Source organism: Gordonia sp. CNJ-863 (assembly GCF_001942325.1).
GTDB classification, from domain to species: Bacteria; Actinomycetota; Actinomycetes; order Mycobacteriales; family Mycobacteriaceae; genus Gordonia; species Gordonia alkanivorans.
The window spans coordinates 125,951-142,415 of record NZ_MKKG01000022.1 but is presented as its reverse complement, the minus strand read 5'-3'; the positions used below and the strand labels follow the sequence as shown (position 1 = coordinate 142,415).

Here is a 16,465-nt window from a genome sequence, read left to right as displayed (position 1 = left end):
CCCTCGATCCTGCCACGAACCGGCGAGAGCCTCCTTCTCGCTAGGCGCCGCCCGTGGCCAGCGTGCCGCCGTCCACGGCGAGGGTCTCGCCGGTGATCCAGGCCGCCTCGTCGCTGGCCAGGAAGGCGACCGCGCGGGCGACGTCCTCGGGTTCGCCGATGCGCTTCATCGGATATGCCGCGGCGGCGCGGGCCTCGTTCTCGCCCGCGATCAATCCGGAGGCGAACTTCGTGCGCACGATCGCGGGCGCGATCGCGTTCACCCGGATGTTCGGGCCCAGCTCCCACGCCAGTTCCGCGGTGAGACGGATCAACGCGGCCTTCGAGGTGCCGTAGGCCGCGATGACACCGGTCGACCGGAGACCGGCGACGGAGGAGATGTTGACCACCGCGCCCCCGGTGTCCTTCATGCCCGCCCGGTAGCCTCCTGGACGAAGCCGAGGGCGGCGACGACGTTGGTGTCGAAGGTCTTGCGGTAGGCGTCCAGATCGGCGTCCATCAGTGGTCCGGCGAGCGGGGCGATCCCGGTGTTGTTGACCAGGATGTGGATTCCCCCGCCCTGCTCGACAGCCGCCGCGACCGCACCCGCCCGGTCGTCGGCGTCCCCGGTGTTGGCGGCGAACGCGGTCACCGCCGCCGACGGCACGGCCTCCCGGATACGCTCGGCGGCCTCGGAGAGCGGCTCCGCCTTACGGCTCGTGATGACGACGGAGGCGCCGCGTCGGGCGAGCTCGGTGGCGATGGCCTCGCCGATGCCCCGGCTGGCGCCGGTGACCAGAGCGGAACGCCCCGTCAGGTCGGACGTCTGGGGGAACGAGGACTGGGGAATCGTTGTGGATTGCGTCACGTCTGCCACCGTATCGGTCCACCGTGTCGCCGTGGGGCGACTCCGCGGCGTGGTCTGCGACCCTTTCGTGGACAAACCAGTGGACGCGCGCCGGTAGACTGGTCCGTCGTGATCACCGCGACCGACCTGGAGGTACGAGCGGGCGCTCGGACCCTGTTATCGGCGCCCGGCGACGCCCTCCGTATCCAGCCCGGCGACCGGATCGGCCTCGTGGGCCGCAACGGCGCCGGCAAGACCACGACTCTGCGCATCCTGGCGGGGGAGACCGAGCCCTATGCCGGCACCGTCCGGCGCTCGGGTGAACTCGGCTACCTGCCCCAGGATCCCAAAGAGGGCGATCTGGAGGTCCTCGCCAAGGACCGTGTTCTGTCGGCACGCGGACTCGACGAGATCCTGCGCGACATGGAGAAGCAGCAGGCGCGGATGGCCGAGGCCGCCGATGACAAGCTGCGCGACAAGGCCGTCGCCCGTTATGGACGTCTCGAGGAGCGCTTCGCCGCCCTCGGCGGTTACATCGCCGAATCCGAGGCTGCCCGCATCTGCAACAGCCTGGGTCTTCCGGACCGCGTGCTGAACCAGCCGCTGCGTACCCTCTCGGGTGGCCAGCGTCGTCGCATCGAGCTCGCTCGCATCCTGTTCGCCGCCTCGGACGGCTCCGGGAAGTCCGACACGACGCTCCTGCTCGACGAACCGACCAACCACCTCGACGCCGATTCGATCGCGTGGCTGCGCAGCTTCCTGATGAACCACGAGGGCGGGTTGGTCGTGATCAGTCACGACGTCGAGCTGCTCGCCGACGTCGTGAACCGCGTGTGGTTCCTCGACGCCGTACGCGGCGAGGCCGACATCTACAACATGAGCTGGAAGCGCTACCTCGACGCGCGCGCCACCGACGAACAGCGTCGCCGCCGCGAACGCGCCAACGCCGAGAAGAAGGCCTCCGCACTGCGTGCCCAGGCCGCGAAGCTCGGCGCCAAGGCCACCAAGGCGACCGCCGCCCAGAACATGCTCAAGCGCGCCGAACGCATGATCGACTCGCTCGACGAGGAGCGGGTGGCCGATCGCACCGCGCGGATCCGATTCCCGGAACCGGCCACCTGCGGCAAGACACCACTCATGGCCTCGGGACTGTCGAAGAGCTATGGCTCCCTGGAGATCTTCACCGGCGTCGACCTCGCCATCGACAAGGGCAGTCGCGTCGTCGTCCTCGGACTCAACGGTGCGGGTAAGACCACGCTCCTGAAAATGCTTGCGGGCGTGGAGAAGCCGGACACCGGACAACTCGAACCCGGTTACGGCTTGAAGGTCGGTTACTTCGCGCAGGAACACGACACCCTCGACGACCAGGCCACGGTGTGGGAGAACATCCGCCACGCCGCGCCGGATGCGGGTGAGCAGGACCTGCGGGGACTGTTGGGCGCGTTCATGTTCAGCGGTGCGCAACTCGACCAGCCCGCCGGCACCCTGTCCGGTGGTGAGAAGACCCGTCTCACCCTGGCCGGTCTGGTGTCGTCGGCCGCCAACGTGCTGCTCCTCGACGAACCGACGAACAACCTCGATCCGGTGTCACGCGAACAGGTGCTCGACGCCCTGCGCAGCTACACCGGGGCCGTGGTCCTCGTGACCCACGACCCCGGCGCCGCCGCGGCACTCGATCCGCAGCGGGTGATCCTCCTGCCCGACGGCACCGAGGACCACTGGAGCGACGAGTACCAGGAGATCATCGAGCTCGCCTGACCCCCTTGCTGGCTGATTGAAAGACGCGACACAATCCTCGCTGCCTGAGGTGCGAGGAGCGCAAGCGACGAGCCACGAAGGCCTGGTGAGACAACGTCGCCAGACCCTTCGTGGCTCGCTCCGCTCGCCCCTCAGGGAGCGGTGGCGCGGCAGCTCCCTGAGGGATCGTGAACTAGCCTGCGGGCCAGTACTTCTTGCGCAGTTCGCCCTTGACCAGCTTGCCGGTCGGTGTGCGCGGCAGCTCGTCGACGAAGTCCACCGACCGCGGTGCCTTGTAGGCGGCGATGCTGTCCTTGGTGAACGCGATGAGCTCATCGGCCAGTTCGTCGGAGGGCTCACGACCATCGGCGAGCTGGACACACGCCTTGACGACCTCACCGAGATCCGGGTCGGGAACACCGATCACCGCGACGTCGAAGACCGCCGGATGGTTGATGAGGACGTTCTCGGCCTCCTGCGGGTAGATGTTCACGCCGCCGGAGATGATCATGAAGGCCTTGCGATCGGTGAGGTACAGGTAGCCCTCGTCGTCGACGTAGCCCACATCGCCTGTGGTGGACCAGTTCTCGTGTTCCGGGTGCTGGGCCTTGCGGGTCTTCTCCGGATCGTTGTGGTACCGGAAGGCGACGTCCTCGCGTTCGAAGAAGACCTGTCCGACCTCGCCGACCGGGAGTTCCTTGCCGTCCTCGTCGCAGATGTGGACCACGCCGAGCAGCGGCTTGCCGACCGAACCCGGGTGGTCGAGGGCCTCCTGCGGCCCGATGAAGGTGGCGCCGGCGGCCTCGGTGGACGCGTAGTACTCGTGGATGACCGGGCCCCACCACTCGATCATCGCCTTCTTCACCTCGACCGGGCAGGGCGCCGCGGCGTGGACGGCGATCTTGAGGCTGCTGACGTCGTATGAGTTGCGGACCTCCTCGGGGAGCTTCAGCATGCGGATGAACATGGTGGGTACCCACTGGCTGTGGGTCACCTTGTGGTTCTGGATCGCCGCGAGTGCGGCCTCCGGCTCGAAGCGGTCGAGCATGACCACCGTGCCGCCGACCGAGTTGGTCATGCCGCAATAACGCAGCGGCGCAGCGTGATACAGGGGAGCGGGGGACAGATACACCGACGAGTCGTCGAACCCGTACATCGGCGCGAAGATGGCTGTGTACATGTCGGGGACCTGATCCACCTGGCCGTCGGGCATCGGGGTCTTGATGCCCTTGGGGCGGCCGGTGGTGCCCGAGGAGTAGAGCATGTCGGTACCGCGCGGCTGATCGGCGCGAGGTTCCGCGGACGCGTTGGCCAGGACCTTGTCGTAGCTGTCGAAGCCCTCGAGGTCACCGCCCCACACGAGACGACGGCCGGTGCCGGTGAGGGCCTCGACCTCGCCCGACCGCGAGACGGCGTCGGCGACCGAGGCGCCGGCGAACAGCACCTGGGCGTTGCAGTCGTCGAGGATGTAGTTGGTCTCGGCCGCGGTGAGGTGGCTGTTGACCGCGGTCACGTACAGGCCGCTGCGCAGTGCCGCCCAGTACACCTCGAAGACATGGAGATCGTTGGCGGACACCACCGCAATGGTGTCGCCGCGCTCGAGACCCAGCGACTCCAGGTAGTTGGCGAGCCGCGTCGAGTTCTCGTCGAGCTGACGGTAGGTCAGCTGTTCGCCGGTGGCGGCACGGATGACGGCGGGCTTGTCCGGAGTGGACTTGGCGAAGACTCCAGGGAACAAGGGTGCACTCCTCAGACGAAGGGAACGTTCACCCCGAACGTCCGTTATCTAACGATCGTTCGGGGTGTTGTGTGTCACAGTACCCTAGGCCTCCCGGCCGATCTCACTGCCTTGTGAGGACGACCCGAGTTGTGCTCAGTGGTTCGCCAGGAACCGATCCATCGTGCGTTCGGCGAGTGCCGTGATCGTCAGCGCCGGGTTCACCAGGCCCACGGCACCCGGTACGAACGAGCCGTCGACGACGTAGAGGTTGCCGTAACCGCGGACCGCCCCGTCCATCGATGCCGCGTCTCCCATCACGACGCCACCGAGCCCGTGGTACGTACCCGCCGAACCGAATCCGACGGCGCGGGTGTAGATCGGGACGCCGTTCGCGGGACGGCCGTGGCGTGCCTCGGTGCGCTGGTGGAACTTCCCGACGAAGGCGGCCGCCTGGCGGTCGACCTTGTTGCGTCCCTCCGGGAACGGATAGTTCAGCTTCGCCGTCCGGCTCGCGTGGTCGAAGTCGACCGTGCCGCGTTCGTCGGTGTGTGTCTGTACGAGGTGGGTGGTCCCGGCCTTGCCCAGGGGCGCCGGAAGCGGTGTGGCCTGATAGACCATCGACATCGGCGTCTCGGTGAGACGGTCCTCGTAGATTCGCGCGTACCCCGGTCCGCCCTGGACCAGTCCGAAATCGTCGGACGGGTTGGTGCGGATCGTCAGGAAGTCGCCATTGGTCCCGAACCCGTCGCCGATACGGGGGGAGAGCCGGGGCAGAGTGCCTCTCGCCCGGGCCTCGACGAGCATGCGGGTGGTGTGGAATGAACCCGCCGCCATGAAGAGGTGATCGGCTTCGGCGGTTACCGTCCGGATGGTGCGACCCTGCTCGTCGCGGACCCGGGCGGTGACGACGAATCCCGCCCGGCGTGCGCGCGGTCGGATGTCGAAGACCTCGTGCATCGGCTTGATGGTGACGTTGCCCGTCCGCTCGGCGGCGGCGAGGTAGGTCCGGTCGGTCGACTTCTTGGCGCCGCTGTTCACGCCGTAGCTCAACTCGCCGACGATGACCGACGGGCGTTTACGGCCCGCCATCTCGGCGCGCACGATGTCCCAGTCGATCGCGAAATCGAAGAAGTGCGGGGTGGCGCCGTAGCGCGCGATCACCTTCAGCCAGGACCTGGGCCCGACATAGTTGGGGTGCCTGAGGATGTCGGCCGGCATCGGTGAGACGCCGAGGGTCCTCTTGGCGCGCGGATAGTAGGTCGAGAGGAGCTCGGAGTAGTTCGCCGCGGCCGGGAAGATGTGCTCGAAGTCCTGACGCCGGGGGACCGGGGTGAAGGAACCGAAGACCAGCGAACCGCCCCCGACGCCGGCTCCGTAGACCGCCTCGATGCCGTTGCCGACCACGTGGTCCAGCACGCCCGGGTAGGGCTCGACGGGGATGGACGTGGCGCTGTTCGCGCCGGCTCTGTTGCCGAACCAGGCGGCGCGTTTGTCGGGGCTGGAGAAGGCGGCGAAGGTATCGCCGTCGGGGCGGATCGGCCAGCGGCGGCCACGTTCGAACACTGTGGTCGTGAAACCGGCCTCTCCCAGCCGCAGCGCTGCGACCGACCCGCCGAAGCCCGTGCCGATGACGATCGCCGTACGGCCCGGCGCGGCGTGCGCAGGTGCCGAGGTGGCGCTACCCAGCGCGGCGAGTGCGCCGGCGCCGGCGGCTGTGCCGAGAACGGTCCGGCGTGAGACGGAAATGCTGGATATGTCCAAGTTCACGCTGGAACCCTAGCGTGAGATGAGTTAGGTAAGGAACGCCTTACCGGGCTTTCGTGATGTGGGATGGCTCACCCGAACCTACCCTTCGAGCAGGCTTGCCGGTGGGTCAGTCCTTGGCCCGCACCGATTCCTCGACGAGGTCGAGGACCGCGTGCAGGTCGTCGGTGGGCTGACCCGACGCCAGTCGGGTGATCAGTCCGTCGAGAACGAGGTCGAGGTACTTCAACAGGACGTCGGTGGGGACGTCGTCGCGGAGGCGCCCGGCCTGGCGGCCTCGTTCGAGACGCCTGAGGGTGGCTTGTTCGAGTTCGGCCGACCGGGCCATCCACTCAGCCCGGAAGCTGTTGTCGGTACGCAACTTTCGCGCGATCTCGAGGCGGGTGCCGAGCCAGTCGAAATCCTCCGGCCGCGTGAGCATGTCACGCATGACCTGCACCAGACCCTCTTCGGCGGCGACATCCGCCATCCGCTCGGCGTCCTCATGCGCGAGCGCGAGGAAGAGCGCCTCCTTGTCCCGGTAGTGGTGGAAGATCGCGCCACGGGACAGGCCCGTGGACTCCTCGATCCTCTTGACGGTCGCACCGTCGTATCCGTACTCCGCGAAGCAATGCCGCGCGCCGTCGAGAATCTCCCGACGACGCGCGGCAAGGCGGTCATCACTGACCTTGGGCACGTCGCGTGCTCCTTGTCAGCCGTTGATCATGTTCCGCAGCACGTACTGCAGGATGCCTCCGTTGCGGTAGTAATCGGCTTCGCCGGGGGTGTCGATGCGGACCTTCGCATCGAACTCCACCTTCGAGCCGTCCTCCTTGGTGGCGGTGACGTGCACGGTCTTCGGGGTCTTGCCCTCGTTGAGTTCCTCGATACCGGCGATGTCGAAGGTCTCCGTGCCGTCGAGGCCCAGCGACTTGTGCGACTCACCCTCGGGGAACTGCAGCGGGATGACGCCCATACCGATCAGGTTCGAGCGGTGGATGCGCTCGAAGCTCTCGGTGATGACCGCCTTGACGCCCAGCAGGCTGGTGCCCTTGGCCGCCCAGTCGCGCGACGAACCGGTGCCGTACTCCTTGCCGCCGAGGACGACGAGCGGGATGTTCTGCTCGGCGTAGTTCTGCGCGGCGTCGTAGATGAACGACTGCGGTGCACCCTCCTGGGTGAAGTCGCGGGTGTAACCACCGGACACACCGTCGAGCAGCTGGTTCTGCAGGCGGATGTTGCCGAAGGTCGAGCGGATCATCACCTCGTGGTTGCCACGACGGGCGCCCAGCGAGTTGTAGTCCTTGCGAGCCACACCGTTGGCGTCGAGGTACTGCGCGGCGGGGGTGCCGGGCTTGATCGTCGACGCGGGGGAGATGTGGTCGGTGGTCACCGAGTCGCCGAGCTTTGCGAGGACGCGAGCGCCCTTGATGTCGGAGACGGGCGACGGCTCGAGCTGCATGCCCTCGAAGTACGGAGCTTCCGCACGTAGGTGGACTTCTCGTCCCACTCGAAGGTCTTGCCCGACGGGGTGGGCAGGTTCTGCCAGCGCTCGTCGCCCTTGAAGACGTCGGCGTAGTCGGCGGCGTACTGCTCCGGCGAGATCGACGAGGCGATGGTCGCCTCGATCTCCTCGTTGGTCGGCCAGATGTCCTTGAGGAAGACGTCGTTGCCGTCGGTGTCCTTGCCCAGCGGGTCGTTCTCGAAGTCGAAGTCCATCGTGCCGGCGAGGGCGTAGGCGATGACCAGCGGCGGCGACGCCAGGTAGTTCATCTTCACGTCGGGGTTGATGCGACCCTCGAAGTTACGGTTGCCCGAGAGCACCGCGGTGGCGGTCAGGTCGTTGTCGTTGATCGCCTTCGAGATCTCCTCGGGCAGCGGACCCGAGTTGCCGATGCAGGTGGTGCAGCCGTAGCCGACCAGGTAGAAGCCGAGCTTCTCCAGGTAGGGCCACAGACCGGCCTTCTCGTAGTAGCCGGTGACGACCTGCGAACCGGGAGCCATCGAGGTCTTGACCCACGGCTTGGAGGTCAGGCCCTTCTCGACCGCCTTCTTGGCGAGCAGCGCGGCGCCGAGCATGACCGACGGGTTGGAGGTGTTGGTGCAGCTGGTGATCGACGCGATGGTCACGATGCCGTGGTCGAGGATCATCGAGCCGCGCTCTTCGGAGTCCACGCGCACCGGGTTGGTCGGGCGGCCCTCGGCGCCGTTGGCGGCCGAGTGCAGGGGCTCCGCGTCATCGTCGGCGAAGGTCAGCGTGGCCGGGTCGGAGGCCGGGAAGGTCTCCTCGACGGCCTCGTCGAGCTTGGTGTGAGCCGGGCTGTTGCCGTTCTCGACGTAGTTGTGGATGTCCTTGCGGAAGGCGTTCTTGGCGTCCCACAGTTCGATGCGGTCCTGCGGGCGCTTGGGACCGGCGATCGACGGGACGACTTCGGCGAGATCGAGCTCGAGGTACTCCGAGTACACGGCCTCCTCGGCGTCCTTCTCCAGCCACATGCCCTGTTCTTTGGCGTAGGCCTCCACGAGGGCGAGCGTCTCCTCGCTGCGGCCGGTGAGCCGCAGGTACTTCACGGTCTCTTCGTCGATGGGGAACATCGCACAGGTCGAACCGAACTCGGGGCTCATGTTGCCGATGGTGGCGCGGTTGGCCAGCGGCACCTCGGCGACGCCGTTGCCGTAGAACTCGACGAACTTGCCGACCACACCGTGCTTGCGGAGCATCTCGGTGATGGTGAGGACCACGTCGGTCGCGGTCACGCCGGGCTTGGTGGAACCGGTCAGCTTGAAGCCGACCACGCGGGGGATGAGCATCGAGACCGGCTGGCCGAGCATCGCGGCCTCGGCCTCGATACCGCCGACGCCCCAGCCCAGGACGCCGAGACCGTTCTCCATCGTGGTGTGCGAGTCGGTGCCGATGCAGGTGTCGGGGTAGGCGACGCCGTCACGGACCATGATCGAACGCGCGAGGTGCTCGATGTTGACCTGGTGGACGATGCCGGTGCCCGGCGGAACGACGCGGAAGTCGTCGAAGGCGCCCTGGCCCCAGCGGAGGAACTTGTAGCGCTCCTCGTTGCGCTGGTACTCGATTTCGACGTTGCGCTCGAAGGCCTGGGCGTTGCCGAAGGCCTCGATGATCACGGAGTGGTCGATGACCATCTCGGCGGGCGCGAGCGGGTTGACCTTGTCCGGGTCACCGCCGAGCTCCTTGACGGCGTCGCGCATCGTGGTGAGGTCCACGATGCAGGGCACGCCGGTGAAGTCCTGCATGATCACGCGGGCCGGCGTGAACTGGATCTCGATGCTCGGTTCGGCACTCGGATCCCAGTTCGCCAGGGCCTCGATGTGTTCCTTGGTGATGTTGGCGCCGTCCTCGGTACGGAGGAGGTTCTCGGTCAGCACCTTGAGGGCGTAGGGGAGTTTCTCGGCGCCCTTGACGGCGTTCAGGCGGTAGATCTCGTAGCTGTTGTCGCCGACGTCCAGCGTGCCGCGGGCGCCGAAGGAATTGATACTCACGTCTAAATCCACTCTCCTCGTGTACCGACGGGCTGCGTCGGCAATGCTCGATGAATTTCTGAACCCGGCGGGCTGCACCGGTGCCATCGGATGTCCGCGAGGCGACCCGCGACAACATCGTCCAGTCTAACAGTACGAGCGTACTGTCCAAGCGGGGTGTCGACGACACGCCGTCGACGACTCACGCTGTGGGCGAATACCCGGACGAGACCATTGTGTCGTACCGTGCAGGTCGAAGTCCGGCGAGCGTCCGCTTTGCTCGCCGCGGGGTGTTACCGACAGACAGGGGTGAGGACAGATGGGTCCCGAGCCGACGATGATGGTGCTGGCCGCACCCGCGGAGAACACCGAACTCACCGGGCTCGTCGGCGTCGACATGGCGCAACTGTCGCGCGACATCGCCGACGACGGGGTCGCCGGCGCCACCCCTGAGCAGGTCCCGGCGATGCTCGAGGTCATCGAGTACGCCAAGAGCAAGGGCCAGGACTTCAGCTTCGTGGTCGTCGACCAGGTCCAGCCTCGGTTCAGCCTCTACCGCGACATCGCCAATCAACTCCAGGAGCAGGTCGGCGGCACCGTCATCGTCCTCGGACCGAACTCGGTGGGCAGCTCCTCGCCGGAGTTCAGCCGCGTCATCCAGGAGCAGGCGACGCAGAACCTGACCCTGACCGACCCGCCCGGGGCGGCCCGGCAGATGGTCGACTCGATGACCGATTCGCACATCGATTGGACCGTCGTCGGTCTGCTCCTCATCCTCGTCGTCGTCCTCGGTGCGGTCGGTGCGCGATTCCGCACGCGGCGCGCCCGCGCGGCGGCCGTGACCGGTGCGCTCGGTCCCGTGACCCCCACCGGGGCGGGTACCGCGTCGTCCGACGACGCGGACGCCCCTCGCGACGCGACCCCGGCCGACTCGTCGGCCTCCACCTGACCTCTCATCTGGTCGTTCCCCGGCGTCGCTGACGACCGCTTCCCGCGGTCCGGCGGCGCCGTCGTCGTCGTGTGGCGCCCGATCCGGTTCGTCTACCGGTTTGTTGCGAATTCGAGACCTGGGCCATGGTGGTGAACTATCTGCAGTTCACAGCATTTTCCCAGGTAATCACCTCTTTGTAATTCATAACTTCCGGTTTTCTCGTGTGGTTGATGTGACGTACGGTTCTGATGTCGCATGTGTGACCTGTGTTTCCTGCAGGGGCGGATGCGACGAATGTGCAGGGTGAGGTCGGGGCGGCCCACAGCGGCCGTTCGATCGACATCCGGGGATCGGACAGGTCTTCGGAAGGAACCGCGAGGAGTTCAGGTGAGGCGACTTAGAACAGGTGCGTCCTGGCCGGCGCGCGTCACGGCGGCCATGGCTGCCGTTCTCATCTGTGCGGTCGGCGCCGGTCATGCCGTCGCGACCCCGAAGAAGGCGCCCGAGTCGCCGGTGAGCGGACTGATCAACGAGATCGCCTCGGTGAACCAGGACATCGCCGACCTCGACGAGGCACTCGCGGTCCGGCAGGAGAACGTCAACCGCGCGATCGTCGACTTCCAGAACTCGCTCGCCCAGCGGCGGCTGGCGACCGTCGCCGCCCGCGGCGCGCGCACCGAGCTCGACCGCGCCGGCCAGGCCGTCACCGAGGCGCAGAAGGCCTTCGACAACTTCGTCCGACTCGCGTATCAGCAGGGCCCGGAGCAGGGTTCGATGTCGAACTACGTCGCGTCCCCGGACCCCCAGGCGGTCCTCGACCGGATGAAGCTTCTCGACCAGGTCGGCAAGAAGCAGCAGGAGACCATCCGTCGTCTCCAGGTCGCCCGCAACCAGAAGGCCAACCGCCTCGCCGCGGTCGAGGCGACCCGGCGGCAGGCGGCGTTCGCCGCCAAGAGCGCCGATCAGCGCAAGCGTGACGCACTGAGCGCGGTCACCGAGGCCAAGACCGCCATCGCCGACCAGCAGGAGCGCAAGTCCTCGCTGGTCGCCAAGCGTGATCGCGTGCAGAAGAAGATCGACTCGATCCGCGGATACGTGCCCAAGAAGCAGGCCGCCGGACCGTCGACCCGTGACCTGCTGAAGAACATCTTCCCGGCGGCCCCGACCCTCCCGGACCTGCCGACGACCAACGTCTCCGACAACGAACTGCTCGCGATCGCGGCGCGTGCCGCCGCCCGGATCGCCGTCGACGTGGGTTCCGCGGCTCTCGGCATGGGCCTCGACATGGGTTCGCAGATGCTCTCGACGATCATCGGCGAGCAGCGGCTCCCGCAGTCCGAACTCCTCAACGAGCTCGGCCTCGGAGGCATGGACCTCACCGGCAGCAGCGGCAACGACAGCCTGAGTTCCCGCCTGGGTTCGGGAAGCCTCGGCTCCCTGTTCGGCGGCTCCGGCGGCGGTGGCGGCTCCGGCGGCATGGTGCGGCCGGGTCTGCGCGGCCCGCAGGCGGTCGAGATCGTCGTCAACCGTGCACTGTCGCAGCTGGGCGTCACCTATGCCTGGGGTGGAGGCGACGTCAACGGTCCGACGCAGGGCATCCGCGACGGCGGCGTCGCCGACAGCTATGGCGACTACCGCAAGGTCGGCTTCGACTGCTCGGGTCTGATGATCTACGCCTTCGCCGGTGTCGGCATCGAACTGCCGCACTACACGGGCTACCAGTACACCTCGGGACCGCACTTCCCGCTCTCGCAGATGCGTCGCGGCGACATGATCTTCTACGGCCCGAACGCGAGCCAGCACGTCGCGCTCTACCTCGGTGACAACAAGATGGTCGAGGCCCCGCAGTCCGGCTCCGTCGTCAAGGTGTCGCCCCTGCGCACCAACGGTGCGATGCCCAACGTGGTCCGGCTGCTCTGAGAACGTCCGAACGACGGGCCGCGCATCTTCTTGGCGCCTTTTCAGTTCGCACGGCTAGGCTGGCACAAGCACACGGGGGTGTCTTCGGCCCCGACGTGGCCACACCAGTGAGCAGCAGAGTTCAGACGAACAGGAGCACGGGTTGACCGAATCGCACTCCCTCGACAAGGCGGCCACGGGGGACCCGGCCGCGGCAGGCGCCGACTCGTCGGTGCTGAGCGACGCCGACGTCGCACTGCTCGAGCGGGCCATCTACGAGGTCAAGCGCGTCATCGTCGGTCAGGACCAGCTCGTCGAGCGGATTCTCGTGGGCCTGCTCGCCCGTGGCCACATCCTCCTCGAAGGTGTCCCGGGTGTCGCGAAGACGCTCGCGGTGGAGACCTTCGCCAAGGTCGTCGGCGGTTCTTTCTCCCGTGTGCAGTTCACCCCCGACCTGGTGCCCACCGACCTCATCGGTACGCGTATCTACCGCCAGGGCCGTGAGGAGTTCGACACCGAACTCGGTCCGGTCGTCGCGAACTTCCTCCTCGCCGACGAGATCAACCGCGCGCCCGCCAAGGTGCAGTCCGCGCTCCTGGAGGTCATGGCCGAGCGGCACGTGTCGATCGGCGGCAAGACCTACGCGATGCCCGACCCGTTCCTCGTGATGGCGACGCAGAACCCCATCGAGAACGAAGGTGTCTACCCGCTGCCCGAAGCGCAGCGCGACCGCTTCCTGTTCAAGGTGCTCGTCGACTACCCGTCGGTCGAGGAAGAGCGGGAGATCGTCTACCGGATGGGCAACGTTCCGCCGACGGCCTCGCAGGTCCTCGACCCCGCGGCGATGCTGCGTCTGCAGAAGACCGCCGCGAACGTCTTCGTCCACCACGCGCTCGTCGACTACGTCGTCCGCGTCATCAACGCGACGCGCCGTCCGGCCGAGCTCGGTCTCTCCGACGTCGCGTCGTGGCTGTCCTACGGTGCCTCGCCGCGTGCGACGCTCGGCATCGTGGCCGCGGCTCGTGCGCTCGCGCTGGTCCGTGGACGCGACTACGTCATCCCGCAGGACATCGTCGAGATCATGCCTGATGTCCTCCGCCACCGCCTGGTGTTGTCCTACGACGCCCTGGCCGACGAGATCGACGCCGATCAGGTGATCACCCGGGTGCTGCAGACCGTGGGACTACCGCAGGTCGGTGCGCAGCCGGTGCAGTCGTCGTACCCGGCGGCACCTCAGGGCCAGGGGCAGGCCGGCGCGCCCCGGGCCGGTGCGTCCCAACCGGCCCCACAGGGCGCCAACGGCTATGCCGGACAGCAGGTTCCGCAGGGTTCCGGTCCCGTGAACCCGAATGCGCGGTATGGCGGCTAATCGCGACCTGCCGAGCCTCGGTGCCGGGCTGCTCGAGGAGCCCCAGCTCACCGCGGCTCTGAAGATGTTGGAGCTCACCGTTCGTCGCAAGCTCGACGGCGTGCTGCAGGGCGAGCACCTCGGACTCATCCCCGGCCCGGGTTCGGAACCGGGGGAGGCGCGTACCTACCAGCCGGGCGACGACGTCCGTCGGATGGAGTGGTCGGTCACCGCCCGCACCACCCAGCCGCATGTGCGCCAGATGATCGCCGACCGCGAGCTCGAGACGTGGCTCGTCGTCGACGCGTCGGCGAGCCTCGACTTCGGCACCGTCGGGTGTACCAAGCGCGACCTCGCAGTGGCCGCGGCCGCGGCGATCGTGCACCTCACCACCGGCGGCGGCAACCGGCACGGGGCGCTCGTGGTGACCGGTGACGACGTCGTCCGGGTGCCCGCGCGAGCCGGACGCGCCCACGCCCAGAACCTCCTCAAGGCGATCGCGACGACGCACCGCAGTGCGCCCGGCGTCCGCGGCGATCTCAAGGCCGGTATCGAGGCGCTGCGCCGTCCGCAGCGGCGCCGCGGTCTCGCGGTCGTGATCAGCGACTTCCTCGGGCCGATCGACTGGGAACGCTCGCTGCGTGCCATCGGCGCCCACCACGAGCTGCTGGCGGTCGAGGTGCTGGACCCGCGCGACCTCGAGCTGCCGGCGATCGGCGAGGTCACCCTGGCCGACGCCGAGTCGGGGGAGATCCACGACGTGACCGTCACCGAGGACCTGCAACGCGACTTCGCCGCCGCCGCCCGCGCCCATCAGCAGCGCGTGCACCGGACGCTGCGCAGTTGCGGAGGAGCGACGCTGTCACTCCGCACCGACCGCGAGTGGATCACCGACACCGTCAAGTTCATCGCCCAGCGACGACGCGGCCTCGCCGCCGGGGTGGGGTAGCCCATGCTGTCCAGCCCCTTCTGGTTGTTGCTGCTGCTCGTCGTGGCCCTACTCGGTGCTGCGTACGTGTACATGTTGCGTCGCCGCAGGCAGCGGGCGCTGACCTTCGCGAACCTCGATCTCCTGAAGTCCGTCGCTCCCGCCGACCGCAACCGGCTGCGCCACGTGCCGATCGCGCTGCTGATCATCTCGCTGATCCTGTTGACGGTGGCTCTGTCCGGACCGCAGGCCGACCGCAAGGTCCCGCGCAACAAGGCGACGGTGATCCTCGTGATGGACGTGTCCCGGTCGATGAACGCGACCGACGTCTCGCCGTCACGCATCAAAGCCGCGCAAGAGGCGGCGAAGAAGTTCGCCGACGAGCTGACCGAGGGCATCAACCTCGGCCTGATCTCCTTCGCGGGCACCGCGGCGAGTCTGGTCTCGCCGACCCCGGACCACAACGCGACCAAGGTCGCCGTCGACAAGCTGAGACTCGACGACAAGACGGCGACCGGCGAGGGCATCTTCGCAGCGTTGCAGCAGATCAGCACACTCAACGCCGTTCTCGGCGGCGGAGAGGCGGCCCCGCCGGCGCGGGTCGTGCTCCTGTCGGACGGCAAGGAGACCGTGCCCGACGATCCCGACGACCCGCGCGGCGCCTTCACCGCGGCACGGAAGGCCAAGGAAGAGAAGATCCCGGTCTCCACGATCTCCTTCGGCACCCGGACGGGCACCGTCGAACTCGAGGGTGATCGCGTGCCGGTCCCCGTCGACGACGATTCGCTGCGCAAGATCGCGAACCTCTCCGGCGGAGACTTCTTCACCGCGGCGAGCCTCGACGAGCTCAACAAGGTCTACGAGAAACTGCAGAACGAGATCGGCTACGAGACACGACGCGGGGACAACTCGAAGCCGTGGCTGATCGCGGGTACGTTGTTCGCGCTGGTCTCGGCGTTTGCAGCCCTCGCGATCAACCGCAGGCTGCCCTGACCCGACCCCGGGCCCGGGCCACCGGCAGCCACGTCCGACGACCACCGCGACGCCGACCCAAACAGAACGGATAGGTTAGACACCCATGACGGCATCCAGCAACGAAGCGCAGAACCCTTCCCGTTCGGTCCTGGTGACCGGCGGCAATCGCGGGATCGGCCTCGCCGTGGCCCAGCGCCTGGCCGCCGACGGCCACAAGGTCGCGGTCACCCATCGCGGCTCCGGTGCCCCCGAGGGACTGTTCGGCGTGAAGTGCGACGTCACCGACTCGGAGTCGGTCGACGCGGCCTTCGCCGAGGTCGAGGCCCATCAGGGCCCGGTGGAGATCCTGGTGGCCAACGCGGGCATCACCGACAACATGCTGCTCATGCGTCTGTCCGAGGAATCCTTCGAGAAGGTCCTCGACGCCAACCTCACCGGCGCCTTCCGCTGCGCGAAGCGCGCCACCAAGGGGATGCAGCGCGCCAAGTGGGGCCGCATGATCTTCCTCGGCTCGGTCGTCGCGATGTCGGGCATCCCCGGCCAGGTCAACTACGCGGCGTCCAAGGCCGGTCTCATCGGCATGGCGCGCTCTATCGCCCGTGAGATCGGATCGCGCAACATCACCTCCAACGTCGTCGCGCCGGGCTTCATCGAGACCGACATGACCGCCGCCATGGAGGATCGCTACATCGAGATGGCCAAGCAGGCCATTCCGCTGGGTCGTACCGGCAAGCCGGAGGACGTCGCCGCCGCGATCAGCTTCCTCGCCTCCGACGAGGGCGGCTACATCTCCGGCGCGGTCATCCCGGTCGACGGCGGCATGGGCATGGGCCACTGATCCTCCGGGTCACCACCGGCCGACGGCCA

General features: G+C 67.7%; 10 protein-coding genes and 2 pseudogenes. 7 read left to right on the top strand and 5 right to left on the bottom strand.

Features of this window, described 5'->3' with window-relative positions; all coding sequences use genetic code 11:
* Window positions 1-40 precede the first annotated feature (40 nt).
* Window positions 41-855 (bottom strand): annotated as a pseudogene (locus tag BJF87_RS12525) (SDR family oxidoreductase).
* Window positions 856-954: 99 nt separating this feature from the next.
* Here BJF87_RS12525 and BJF87_RS12520 point away from each other — a divergent pair.
* Window positions 955-2,583: an ABC-F family ATP-binding cassette domain-containing protein gene (locus tag BJF87_RS12520; protein ID WP_006357257.1), complete on the top strand. Its 1,629-nt coding sequence runs from the start codon at window positions 955-957 to the stop codon at window positions 2,581-2,583.
* Between the two features lie 172 nt (window positions 2,584-2,755).
* Here the strand turns inward: BJF87_RS12520 and BJF87_RS12515 are convergent, their stop codons facing one another.
* The 4 genes and pseudogenes from BJF87_RS12515 to BJF87_RS12500 all read right to left on the bottom strand — a co-directional run bounded on the left by BJF87_RS12515 (window position 2,756) and on the right by BJF87_RS12500 (window position 9,538).
* Window positions 2,756-4,300, bottom strand: coding sequence for an AMP-binding protein (locus BJF87_RS12515; protein ID WP_006360454.1), 1,545 nt, complete (start codon window positions 4,298-4,300; stop codon window positions 2,756-2,758).
* Window positions 4,301-4,435: 135 nt separating this feature from the next.
* A complete protein-coding gene (locus tag BJF87_RS12510) occupies window positions 4,436-6,049 on the bottom strand; it encodes a GMC oxidoreductase (RefSeq protein WP_042376255.1) in 1,614 nt (537 codons plus the stop codon).
* Between the two features lie 106 nt (window positions 6,050-6,155).
* Window positions 6,156-6,722 carry a TetR/AcrR family transcriptional regulator gene (locus BJF87_RS12505; RefSeq protein ID WP_006360452.1) on the bottom strand — a complete coding sequence of 189 codons (567 nt, stop codon included), beginning with the start codon at window positions 6,720-6,722 and terminating at the stop codon, window positions 6,156-6,158.
* A 15-nt stretch (window positions 6,723-6,737) separates the two neighbouring features.
* A pseudogene (locus tag BJF87_RS12500) lies at window positions 6,738-9,538 on the bottom strand (aconitate hydratase).
* 298 nt (window positions 9,539-9,836) lie between these two features.
* On the opposite strand from BJF87_RS12500, the gene BJF87_RS12495 reads away from it, so the two are divergent.
* The 6 genes from BJF87_RS12495 to fabG1 all read left to right on the top strand — a co-directional run bounded on the left by BJF87_RS12495 (window position 9,837) and on the right by fabG1 (window position 16,436).
* Window positions 9,837-10,466 (top strand): DUF6676 family protein, encoded by a 630-nt coding sequence (locus BJF87_RS12495; RefSeq protein ID WP_006360450.1) that lies wholly within the window; start codon window positions 9,837-9,839, stop codon window positions 10,464-10,466.
* Window positions 10,467-10,835: 369 nt separating this feature from the next.
* A complete protein-coding gene (locus BJF87_RS12490) occupies window positions 10,836-12,368 on the top strand; it encodes an NlpC/P60 family protein (protein WP_127963010.1) in 1,533 nt (510 codons plus the stop codon).
* 142 nt (window positions 12,369-12,510) lie between these two features.
* Window positions 12,511-13,716: a MoxR family ATPase gene (locus tag BJF87_RS12485; protein WP_006360448.1), complete on the top strand. Its 1,206-nt coding sequence runs from the start codon at window positions 12,511-12,513 to the stop codon at window positions 13,714-13,716.
* Window positions 13,706-14,644, top strand: coding sequence for a DUF58 domain-containing protein (locus BJF87_RS12480; protein ID WP_035751538.1), 939 nt, complete (start codon window positions 13,706-13,708; stop codon window positions 14,642-14,644). The genes BJF87_RS12485 and BJF87_RS12480 overlap by 11 nt, the downstream gene beginning before the upstream one ends.
* A 3-nt stretch (window positions 14,645-14,647) precedes the next feature.
* Window positions 14,648-15,616 carry a VWA domain-containing protein gene (locus tag BJF87_RS12475; protein WP_006360446.1) on the top strand — a complete coding sequence of 323 codons (969 nt, stop codon included), beginning with the start codon at window positions 14,648-14,650 and terminating at the stop codon, window positions 15,614-15,616.
* Between the two features lie 85 nt (window positions 15,617-15,701).
* Entirely contained in the window at window positions 15,702-16,436 is a 735-nt protein-coding gene (gene fabG1 / locus BJF87_RS12470) for a 3-oxoacyl-ACP reductase FabG1 (protein WP_005194943.1), read from the top strand.
* Window positions 16,437-16,465 lie beyond the last annotated feature (29 nt).